9 protein-coding genes are annotated in these 11,829 nt (G+C 34.1%); 4 read left to right on the top strand and 5 right to left on the bottom strand.

What is annotated here, in order from left to right; all coding sequences use genetic code 11:
- Positions 1-168: 168 nt before the first annotated feature.
- From eutC to VB776_RS18320, 4 genes are all read right to left on the bottom strand, one after another.
- On the bottom strand, positions 169-924 hold the full coding sequence (eutC, locus tag VB776_RS18305) for an ethanolamine ammonia-lyase subunit EutC (protein ID WP_323698325.1): 756 nt from the start codon (positions 922-924) through the stop codon (positions 169-171).
- 546 nt (positions 925-1,470) lie between these two features.
- Positions 1,471-2,019: a hypothetical protein gene (locus VB776_RS18310; RefSeq protein ID WP_323698326.1), complete on the bottom strand. Its 549-nt coding sequence runs from the start codon at positions 2,017-2,019 to the stop codon at positions 1,471-1,473.
- A 50-nt stretch (positions 2,020-2,069) separates the two neighbouring features.
- Positions 2,070-2,399, bottom strand: coding sequence for a hypothetical protein (locus VB776_RS18315; protein ID WP_323698327.1), 330 nt, complete (start codon positions 2,397-2,399; stop codon positions 2,070-2,072).
- A 79-nt stretch (positions 2,400-2,478) separates the two neighbouring features.
- Entirely contained in the window at positions 2,479-2,772 is a 294-nt protein-coding gene (locus tag VB776_RS18320; RefSeq protein WP_323698328.1) for a hypothetical protein, read from the bottom strand.
- A gap of 188 nt (positions 2,773-2,960) precedes the next feature.
- On the opposite strand from VB776_RS18320, the gene VB776_RS18325 reads away from it, so the two are divergent.
- Positions 2,961-4,373, top strand: a complete 1,413-nt coding sequence (locus VB776_RS18325) for a hypothetical protein (RefSeq protein WP_323698329.1) — start codon at positions 2,961-2,963, stop codon at positions 4,371-4,373.
- A 645-nt stretch (positions 4,374-5,018) separates the two neighbouring features.
- Complete coding sequence (locus VB776_RS18330; RefSeq protein WP_323698330.1) at positions 5,019-5,723, top strand: hypothetical protein; 705 nt, start codon at positions 5,019-5,021, stop codon at positions 5,721-5,723.
- Positions 5,724-5,835: 112 nt separating this feature from the next.
- Here VB776_RS18330 and VB776_RS18335 read toward each other — a convergent pair whose 3' ends face one another.
- A complete protein-coding gene (locus VB776_RS18335) occupies positions 5,836-7,215 on the bottom strand; it encodes an ethanolamine ammonia-lyase subunit EutB (RefSeq protein WP_323698331.1) in 1,380 nt (459 codons plus the stop codon).
- Between the two features lie 209 nt (positions 7,216-7,424).
- Between VB776_RS18335 and VB776_RS18340 the strand changes: the two genes are divergently transcribed.
- Positions 7,425-10,235 carry a M16 family metallopeptidase gene (locus VB776_RS18340; RefSeq protein WP_323698332.1) on the top strand — a complete coding sequence of 937 codons (2,811 nt, stop codon included), beginning with the start codon at positions 7,425-7,427 and terminating at the stop codon, positions 10,233-10,235.
- A gap of 232 nt (positions 10,236-10,467) precedes the next feature.
- The gene (locus VB776_RS18345) at positions 10,468-11,748 is read left to right on the top strand and encodes a hemolysin family protein (RefSeq protein WP_323698333.1); all 1,281 of its coding nucleotides are present in this window, start codon (positions 10,468-10,470) and stop codon (positions 11,746-11,748) included.
- Positions 11,749-11,829 lie beyond the last annotated feature (81 nt).

Genomic DNA, 11,829 nt, shown 5'->3' on the forward strand with positions numbered 1-11,829 from the left:
ATAGATTATCTTTCAATATAATACCTTTTTTGAAATTTAAGATTGCTTCTATTTTTTGCTAGTTTTAATATTTCGAATAAATTGAATGGTATATCAGACATTACATTCTCAGTAAAGCATATTTAATTATTCAGTTTAAATGAAGACTAGCGATAAACACTCAATTTTTTAAAGTATCATTTTGTCATTCATTTCATCTTTCAGCTGTACTCCGCTAATCTTTTTTACTTTTATTTCATTGAGTAAATAGAAAATCTTTTCTGAAGCTAGTTCATAATTTAATCCTTCTGGGCGAATATTTGAAACACAATTTCTACTTTCGTCGGTCAGTCCTACTTTGGGTTGATAAGTAATATACGCACCCATGCTATCAGGAGATGTTAGTCCGGGGCGTTCGCCAATTAAAATGATTACGATACTTGCCTTTAGTAAAAATCCGATTTCATCGGCAATGGCTACTCGTCCTTGTTCTACAATACAAATCGGTGCGATTTCCAAGTTTTCTGCTTGAAGTTTAGGAATTAATTGATTTAAAAAAGGGAAAGCATGTTCATTAATCGCACTTGCCGAAAGTCCATCAGCAATTACAAAGCAAATGTCTGATTCGCTGGCATCTTCTTCCAACAAGATTTTTCTGGATGCTTGGTTAATTGTTCTTCCTAAATCGGGTCTTTGTAAATATTGAGGACGAGATTTTACTTCACTTTGTAACCGTAATACTTCTAAATTAAAAGTACTTAGTAAAACTTGAAATAAGTCTAAAACCTTTAATTCAGAATACACCGCATCACGAGCTTGTGCATGGTCTGCTTGGAATTTCAACAATTCAGCCGTTGGCAAACTATGTCCAACCCGACCACGAGCAATACGAGCGGGCGTATAATTTTGCAAAAATTGCCATTGGTCTGCTTTGTTGATTTCCATGATGTGATTCATTGAGTGATTTAATGAATGAGTGATTTAGTGATTAATCATTGAATTAAGAAAATGATTGTTTAATTGTATTAATGTAATTAGGGATTGACGATTGGTATTTTAATTATTTGATTATCAAATTTTTAGAAAAAAACGTTGCTTAAATTTTATTCGTTTTTATCAATAGGGTGGGAATTTATTCCCACAAATCTATGAATATTTTTATAATCCAATTAATACCCAATGAATAATATGAATGACGGGAATAAATTCCCGTCCTATTGATAATATCATTCAAAAACTCATCATATTATGACGGGAATAAATTCCCGCCCTATTGAAAAGAAACAACTCCTCGCTCAGTCTTAGAGTTTTCTAAGACCTAAAACTAATGATGTGTCACTCTTTTTTTATTTTAGGTCGTAGCGCAATGCTACAATTAATTGTTAGCGAAAAACTCGACCAAACAGTAAGCCAAACTTTTAGAGGAAGGTTAAGTATTTCGGATTGGTTGTTGAATTAATAGGTTTGGGGTTTCAATCATACTCTGAAAACTTATTTATTCATTTTATGTGAAAAATCTGTGCTTTTTACAGTTTGTTTTTTGATAACAGTCTTTTTGGTTTTTAATGTTAGAGAGTCTTTCATCTCTAGCCTATTTTTTGATTCTTCTATTCCTATTTTTTTATTGTTGGGGTATAAATAAATGAATATAGTAAAAACAAAAGCTAAAATGGTAAATATAATTCCAATAGTACTCAAATAAGTACTATTTTTTGCATGTTTAATATTTTCCCTTTCTCTTAACTCTCGTTCAATATATAGATTGCCTTCTTTGCTAAGTCTAACAAGATATTGATGAACTTCATTTTCACTTCCCCCCAACCTATTTATTCCTTTAGATGTTTTTTGATACATTCCTAAAGGAGTTTTGTAGCGTTCAATATAGTTATTTTCTTTAAGATCATTTAGGATTCTATGTTTAGCTTTATCCGTTTCATAACATAGTTCATTTAGTTTATTTTCAATATCATACCATTGACTATTTGAGTCAGTTTGTCTCTCCTTCAAATGAGACAGTATTTGTAGTATTTTATTACTCATCATTTTATTTATTTTATCAAAAAAACATTTGTTTGTATAATTTAGATATCTTACTCCCTATTTAATACTTTAAAAGTCAAAGATATTTTTTTCAACATATCTCTTTCAACTTTTAAACAATATTCTTGAAAACCAACTACATCTCCATTTGACATATCTCCAGTTAGTGATGGATAATCAGTATTTTTCCCTTGTGCAATTGTAGTAAATGTTACTGAAGAATCTATTTTCTTCAATTCTCCGTTAATACTCAGAGTTGCACTACTTTTTATTAGCAAAGCATAATTATCTTCTTCTTTATGAATCTCAACTTTTTTTAATATTTCTACTGTTGAGCTATTCTCCCATTTTTCGATTACTTCTTGTAAATCCGCTTTCATTGTTTTTCTGTTAAGTCAACTGTTCCCTTTTAATTATAAATATGAGATTATTAAATTTTTAACCAATATTCAGCTTTTATTACTTCGTAAATTCAAATTTTACTACTATTGTGCTTTCTGGTAAGTTAACAAGTAATGTGTTTACATAAGATATTACTTGAACTTCTTGGTCGTTTTCAAAAACCAGATATTCAGATATATCATGTGCCTCCATTTCCTTTATTATACTTTGTTTATCTCGTTCTGATTTTATATTAATAGGAAGCACCATTGGCATTTCCTTCACAGCATGAGACATTTTCACACTATCTGGGATAAAACTATCTTTACAAGCAAAAACAATAAACCCTTTATTTCCTTCTTTTCGTGACATTACTTTAATGATTTGAAATTATGTTATTGCGTACTCTAAAAGGTTTTCCGCTTCCCCTTTTATTTATAATTATCAAAAAACTTAACAAACCACTTTATAATTTTAGGTATTGTCAAGATATATTGTGTGAATCGTGTGATTCACATATTTTTCACATATTTTTGAGGTATTACAACCTATTCTAAACCATGTTAACAAGACCTTTCTTTGCTTTTTCTTTACTTCTTTTAGCGTGCTTGTTGGCTACTAATTCATGGGCTACTTATCTTACTTGGGCAGATTATCCCAATGGTCGGCTCTATCGGATTGATACAGAGAAGAAGATTTTAGAACAAGAAATCAATACTGAAAACTGGCAAAGGGTAGCTCCTATAAATTTTACAGGTATCAATCCAATAGATTTCCCTTTGAAAACAAGAGTTATCAGTATTGAAATTCCTAGCAAAAAATGGGAGCGTTATTTATTGATAGATTGTACCAATCAAGTCTATCATTTTGATTTTAAAAATTTAACCCTTACCAGAATTGACCGCACTTTTTTTCGTGGCTATAACTGTTTATCTACAAGGTTTATGCGAAAAGATACGCTCTATAGTTTTGGAGGCTATGGCTTTTGGCAGACTAATAATATTCAAACTTATTTTCAATCAAATACTCATGAATGGGAAAGTATCTTACCCATCAATATTCCTCCTAAAGCAATTAATCATGGTTTAAATGCTTATTTATCCAATTCAGATTTGTTTTTTTCTGCTTACAATAGTTTTCATATAGATTCAAAGAACAGTGGTAAAAGTGAATATGACAGAGATGCGTTTATGTATTCTTTTCAAACTAAAAAGTGGAAGAATTTAGGTGCGGTTTCTAACCAAAAGGTCATTGAAGTATTAACTCAAAAAGATAAAACACCCATTATCTGGACAGGAGAATATTTTCTCTTAGAATATAAAGAAGATGCCGTCATCAAATTTCTATTGATTGACCCTGTAAATAACCTTGTGTCAATTTGGCAGGATAGCCAAAAAGTATTTGGTTCTCAGATAGCTAAAACAATTGAAGAAGACCCTTTTGCATTGTACTGCTGGCATAATACGCTCTACTTTGTAAATGATACAGAAGTAACTAAACCATCTTTACGCCATAATATAGCGATTGCAACAATAATCAAAGAAGCAATACCAGACGGAAATCTATACAATCCTTATCGACATTGGTATTGGGCATTGGGTTTTGCTTTGGGTATAATATTAATTGTCTTTTTGATAATGAGGTTCAATCGTAAAGTATTTAACCATCCAATTGATACGACTCAACCAGAAATACTAACAACATTTAGTGAAATAGAAATTAAAGTACTAGACGTTTTGAAAGAACATTTTGAAGGTGTTGGCGTAGATAGTAATCAAATCAATGAGTTACTTCAAATCAGTGATAAGCTTCCAGATAATCAAAGAAAAATCAGGAATGATTTTATGAAAGCACTTAATCAAAAGCTAACAATAGTTTATCAAGTTGAAGAAGCGATTATTAAAAAGCCTTCTGTTCATGATAAACGTTATTATTTTTATCAATTATCAAAAATTGTGTTTGATAAAATGTAAATATGTCAATTCAATCTTTATATATGAGGCTTTCATTTAGTGATATGTCAATTCAATCTTTATATATGAGGCTTTCATTTAGTGATATGGCAATTCAATCTTTATATATGAGGATTTCATTTAGTGATATGTCAATTCAATCTTTATATACGAGGCTTTCATTTAGTAATATGTCAATTCAATCTTTATATACGAGGCTTTCATTTAGTGATATTCCTATTCAATCTTTATATACGAGGCTTTCATTTAGTGATATGCCAATTTAATCTTTATATACGAGGCTTTCATTTAGTGATATGTCAATTTAATCTTTATATACGAGGCTTTCATTTAGTGATATGTCAATTTAATCTTTATATATGGGGCTTTCATTTAGTGATATGTCGATTTAATCTTTATATACGAGGCTTTCATTTAGTGATATGTCAATTGCATCTTTATACATGAGGCTTTCATTTAGTGATATGTTAATTGCATCTTTATATACGAGACTTTTGTTTAGTGATATGCCTTCTTCATCTATATAATGGAATAATTATCAGTTATTTATAAAATAAAAATGCTACAATCGGTAGAAGTAATTTGCTCTTTTGTTAACTTTATGTACAGATAAATTAATATTTCCACCTTTAAATCATTCTACCAATGGCAACAACAACAGAGGCTACCTTCGGTGCAAAACTTGCTAACGCAATCACCCTTTCAACACATTTAAAAAGTTTCACAGGTTACTTCCCCCCAACATCCGAAATTACGATTGATGCTTATGATGCTTTAATTGCTTCCACTAAAATCGAAAACACTAAAGTTATTACCCAGCGAGCTGGCTACTCTGCCGCAGTAGAAGCAAGGCTAAAATTATTTGCCAACGAAACAAATTCCGTCGCCAAACTGATTAGTCCAATTTTGGCTACAGTTAGGGCTTCATTAGGGAAAAATGCCAAAGAAGTAGCTGATATTTCTGCCATTGCCGAGAAAATTAGAGGGAAGAGTGGTCCTAAAGTAAAGGAAGGAGAAAATGTTAATTCCATAAGCCAATCAGAGCTTTCTTATGGAAGCAAAACCCAGAATTTTTCAGATTTAATCAGTATTTTAGTCAGTTTAGGAACTGCTTACAATCCTGCCAATGAAAATGTAAAGCTGATTACTTTACAAGCCAAGCTTGAAGCAATCAACATAGCAAATATCAATGTTGCCACTAAGCTTGGCTTATTAAAAACAGTATCTGACCAGCGTAATACTTATTATGAAAAGTTGTCTGAAGTTACCCAACGCATCAAAGAGTCTGTAAAAAGCCAATATGGGGTAGCCTCAGTTGAATATAAATTAGTGAAAGGTTTGAAAGTGTGATTACATATTACGGTTAACAATGAGGGTTGAACATCCTGTAAATTTTAAAAGCCATCAATATTATTGGTGGTTTTTTTATGAATATTGGTAAGGACTTTTTATTACCTAGCATTTATTCCTCTAATCTAAACATGGCATTTAGTAGTTGCTGATTCCCCATCTTCAAGCTCATTTTCTCATCAAAAATATTCATTTTCATCAACCAATCTTCAAACTCTGGGGCGGGGCGTAAGCCTAATAAATGCCTTACATAAAGGGCATCATGAAAAGAAGTACTTTGGTAATGAAGCATCACATCGTCTGCTCCGGGAACACCCATGATGAAATTACAACCTGCTGTTGCCAACATAGTAAGCAAAGTATCCATATCGTCTTGGTCGGCTTCGGCATGATTGGTATAACAAACATCTACGCCCATTGGCAAGCCTAAGAGTTTTCCACAAAAATGGTCTTCTAAACCTGCTCTGATAATCTGTTTGCCATTATATAAATACTCTGGCCCAATAAAACCCACAACGGTATTGACCAACAAAGGATTAAAATGCCTAGCCACAGCATACGCACGGGTTTCACAAGTTTGTTGGTCGAGTCCGTGATGAGCGTTGGCAGAAAGTGAACTCCCTTGTCCCGTTTCAAAATACATCAGATTGTTGCCTACAGTTCCTCTTTTTAGCGAAAGTCCAGCTTCGTAGCCTTCTTGTAAAATATTCAGATTGACACCGAAAGAAGTATTCGTCGCCTCTGTTCCGCCGATAGATTGAAAAACTAAATCGACGGGTGCATTTTGTTCAATAGCTTTTATCGTTGTAGTAATATGGCTCAAAATGCAAGATTGCATCGGAATGTCAAAACGTTGTCGAACAGCATCCAACATTTCAAGTAAACGAATAACGGTTGGAACATTATCAGTTGCAGGATTTATGCCAATTACTGCATCGCCACTTCCATAGAAAAGTCCGTCAATCATACTAGCGGCAATTCCTTTAAAATCATCTGTTGGGTGATTCGGTTGAAGGCGAGTAGAGAAATGTCCTTTTAAGCCAATTGTGTTGCGAAATTGGGTGATTATTTCACATTTTGAGGCAACAGTTACCAAATCTTGAACACGCATTAACTTACTTACTGCTGCAACCATTTCGGGCGTTAAACCTTTTTGTAAAGCTTGAAGCGTAAGCGTATCAGTACTTTCTTCCAATAAAAAATTTCTAAAATCACCAACAGTTAAATGACTAATTGGGGCAAAAGATTTTTCATCATGTGTATCAATAATCAAGCGAGTAATTTCATCTTCTTCATAAGGAATGAGGTGTTCGGTAAGAAAGGTTTTTAAGGGAACATCCGCCAAAGCCATCTGTGCCGCTACTCTTTCTTCGGCAGTACTTGCTGCCACACCAGCCAATTCATCGCCCGAACGCAAAGGACTAGCCTTTGACATCAAGGTTTTTAGATTAGGAAAATGATAGTTTCGGTTTCGGATGTTGGCTTGATACATGATGAATTGTTATTTACTTGTGCAAAGAAACAGTTTTTAAGCATGGACTCAAGTATAATTTTGATTAATCATTCCCGTTATTCATCTTAGGAATGTTATCTTGCATTATTATTAAAGTAATCTACTTTGTATCTGTATTGATATAACCCCAAGATACAACAAACTTAAACAAACTTCCTCTCGATGGGGTCAGAGAGTCCTCTATTATCATGAAAAAAGTTACTACCCTTATCGCTGTGGTAGCGTTGAGTTTTATCTCAAGCTTTTCGGTGATGGCTCAAGAAGATTTGAGCAAAAAACTCCTTCCGATGGATCCTAAAGTAAAAACAGGAATCCTTCCAAATGGTCTCAAGTATTACATCATGAAAAACTCTGAACCCAAAAATAGGGCTCAATTGCGTTTGATGGTGAAAGCCGGTTCTATTTTGGAAAATGATGAACAACAAGGCTTGGCACACTTCATGGAACACATGAATTTTAACGGAACTAAAAACTTTCCTAAAAATGAATTAGTTGATTTTCTTCAAAAATCGGGTGTTCGCTTTGGGGCAGATTTGAATGCTTATACTGGTTTCGACGAAACGGTTTATATGTTGCCAGTTCCGACAGATTCAATCGAAGTATTCAAAAAAGGAATGCAAATTTTGGAAGATTGGGCACATAACGCTACGCTTGAAGCCTCGGAAATTGATAAAGAAAGAGGAGTAGTTTTGGAAGAATCTCGTACTGGAAAAGGAGCGCAAGCACGTATGCGAGATAAATTTTTCCCGATTATTCTTAAAAATTCGCAATACGCCAAACGCTTGCCGATTGGAAAAGATGACATCTTGAAGAATTTCAAATATGATGTATTGAAACAATTTCATCAAGATTTTTATCGACCAAATTTAGAAGCTGTTGCTGTAGTTGGCGATGTAGATGTAGCGATGGTCGAGAAAATGATTATCGAAAAATTTAGCGGTATTCAGAATCCTGCCAACGAAAAGCCAAGAACAAAATATAGAATTGAGCTAACTGGTGGAACAGATGTAGCCATCATTACCGACCCAGAGCAACCCAACACGATTGTGCAGATTATGCACAAACAAGAAAAACGTAAAGACGTTACTTATCAAGACCGTCGTGATGGCATGGTTCGTTCATTGTTCAATCAAATGCTTTCGGCTCGTATTCAAGAGCTTACTCAAAAAGCAGATCCTCCTTTCCAATTTGGTTATGCAGGTTATGGCGGTTTCTTAGGTAATTTGGATGCTTTCAACTCTGTGGTTGTAGCAAAAGGTGGAAATATTGAAAAGGGTTTGAAAGCGATTTTGGAAGAAGTAGCTCGTGCAAAGAAATTTGGTTTTACAGCTTCTGAACTACAAAGAGCTAAAACTCAGTACATGGTCGGACAAGAAAGAGCGTACAAAGAAAAAGACAAAACTGATTCAGAAGGTTTGATTGAAGGTTTGGTTGGAGCTTTCTTGGAAGATGAAAATCTTACTTCAACAGAATTTAGCTATGAATTTACCAAGCAATATTTAGAAGCGGTGAAACTGGAGGAAGTAAATGCTTTAGGAAATTTATTGATTAAAGATGATAACCGTGCGGTGATTTTGATGGCTCCTGAAAAGGACAAAGCTACTTTGCCAACAGAAGCACAAATCAGAGAATGGTTGAACGGAACTGGAAAAGACGTAACAGCTTATGTTGACCAAACCGTTGATAAACCTTTGATTGCGAAATTACCAACAGGTTCTAAAGTAATTGCTACCAAACAAATTCCAGAAGTAGGACTTACAGAATTTACTTTTGCCAACGGCGTAAAAGCGGTTTTGAAACCAACAGATTTTAAAAATGATGAAATCTTGATTGGTGGATATAGTTTTGGGGGAACTAATTTGTACGGAGACAAAGATGCCGACAATGCAAGAGTAGCCTCTACAGTTGCGTCACTTGGTGGTTTGGGTGAATTTTCAACCGTGAATCTTCGTAAAATGATGACGGGAAAAGTAGCGAGAATTAGTCCATATACTACAGGAACGAGCGAGAATATTACAGGTTCAAGTAGTCCAAAAGACTTTGAAACGGCTTTACAAATGTTGTATAGTTACTTCACACAACCACGTTTTGATGCCGATGTGGTAAAAGGCTTTTTAGCAAATCAGCGTGATAATTTGATTAGTCAGCAAAAAACTTTGACACCTGAAAAAGTATATGGTGATTCACTCAATGCTATTTTAAGTAATTATGCGCCAAGAAATGCCCCAATGACGAGCGAAAGAATGGATAAAATAGATGCCAATCGTGCCTTCCAGATTTATAAAGAACGCTTTGCTGATGCTTCGGATTTCACTTTCTTCTTTGTCGGAAATTTCAAAAACGAAGAAATTAAACCTTTACTTGAAAAATACTTAGGTGCTTTGCCATCAACAAAACGCAAAGAAACGTACAAAGATTTAGGAATTCGTTCACCGAAAGGAAAAATTGAAAAGACAGTTTACAAAGGCACAGAGCCAAAAGCAAGAGTAACCTTGGTTTGGGCTGGTGATTTTGACGGTACAACGGAAAGTGCAACACAAGTAGAAGCTTTATCGGAAGTATTAGAAATTAAATTGACTGAAACCCTCAGAGAAGAAGAATCAGGCGTTTATGGAGTTGGCGTTAGTGGCAGTACGGCTAAAATTCCAGCTAAACGTTACACTTTCCGCATAGCTTTTGGTTGTGCGCCAGAAAATGTGGAGAAATTGGTAAACCGTACTTTGGCTGAAATTCAAAAAGTAAAAGAAAAAGGTGCTGAACAGACAGATATTGATAAATTCAAAGCTGAAACTAAACGTCAAACAGAAACACAATTGCGTGATAATGGGTTTTGGGTTAATTATTTACAATCTCAATACCAAGAAGGAGATGATGTAAAATACATTTTGAAAGAAGAAGAAGCCTTGAAAAAAGTAACGGTAGAAAGTACCAAAACGGCTGCTAAAAAGTACTTTGCTGACAATCAGATTAAAGTAATTTTATTGCCAGAAAAGAAGTAAAATTAAGATTTTTAATAAGGAATAAGGCTTGGGAACTTTATGTTTTCAAGCCTTATTATTTTATAAATGCAAACCTATTCAATGAATTAATGTGTGTAGAAAAGTATTTCATAAAAGGAATCAACCGATATTTACCACATTCCGCATAAATTTGTCTTTTAATCTTTAAATTAGAAGGATATATACCACACGGTGGCTTTCAAGCGAATGCCTTGAAGCTACTTCCCAAATTATGGAACTCTTCATTATTTTTATTTTAATATTAATCAATGGTATTTTCTCGATGTCCGAAATAGCATTGGTTTCCTCACGAAAAGCTCGCTTGGATGCTTCTGCCAAAAAAGGAGATAGTAATGCAAAAATTGCATTAGAAATTGCCAATGACCCAAATAGATTCTTTTCTACCGTTCAAATCGGGATTACTTTAATTGGTATTTTAACAGGTATTTATAGCGGAGAAAAAGTAACCAACGATATTGAAGCTTTTGTGGCTCGCTTTGCTTTACTTGTTCCCTACCAACATAGCATAGCCGTTGCAATTGTGGTGTTGTTAATTACGTACTTCTCTCTAGTTTTTGGTGAATTAGTACCGAAACGAATCGGATTAACCAATCCAGAATTTATCGCCAAAGCCGTTGCTCGTCCGATGAATATGATTTCTACCCTTACTGCTCCTTTTGTTTGGTTGCTTACTTTTTCTTCTGATTTACTGATTAAAATTCTGAATATCAAGCCTTCTACCGATAGTAAAGTAACCGAAGAAGAGATTAAGGCAATTGTTCAGGAAGGTGCTGACAGCGGTGAAGTACACGAAATTGAACAAGATATTGTAGGCAGAGTTTTTAGTTTGGGCGATAGAAAAGTTTCGTCTTTGATGACGCACCGTAATGATTTGGTTTTCATTAAAGCATCCTATTCTGTCGAGAAAATTGTTGAAGTAATTAGCGAAGAACTGCATTCACTTTATCCTGTTTATGACAAAGACAAAGACCATATTATTGGCATTGCTAGGTTGAAAGATTTGTTTTTACCACTTAGTCAGGCGGATTTTAATTTACAATCTTACTTACAAGCACCACAGTTTATCATGGAAACGGCTTCTGCTTATCAGGCTTTGCAACGTTTTAAAGATAGTAGAGTTCACTATGGTATTGTTATTGATGAATACGGACAAACACAAGGCATTGTTACGCTGAATGATTTACTGGAAGCTTTGGTAGGAAACGTTTCTGATTTTGACCACGAAGGTTATCGACTCGACCAGCGTGCAGATGGTACTTGGTTAGTCGATGGACAATATCCTCTAGCCGATTTTCTTCAATATTTTGAGCTGAGCGAATACATCAGCGAATATCCTTTTAATACTTTGGCAGGCTTACTGTTGAATGAGCTTGGACAAATTCCTCAACAAGGCGATACCATTGTTTGGCAAAATCTTATTTTTGAAATCATTGATATGGATGGTGCTAAATTGGATAAGGTTTTGGTGAAAAATAATGTAGATACAGAATAACTAAACATCTCTTTTAAATTGAAGTTTTGGTAGATTATTACCAAAACTAATTCTTCTTGTATTCATAAAGTCAAGTAATAA

The sequence above is a fragment of the Arcicella gelida genome (assembly GCF_034931025.1).
Classification (GTDB): Bacteria; Bacteroidota; Bacteroidia; order Cytophagales; family Spirosomataceae; genus Arcicella; species Arcicella gelida.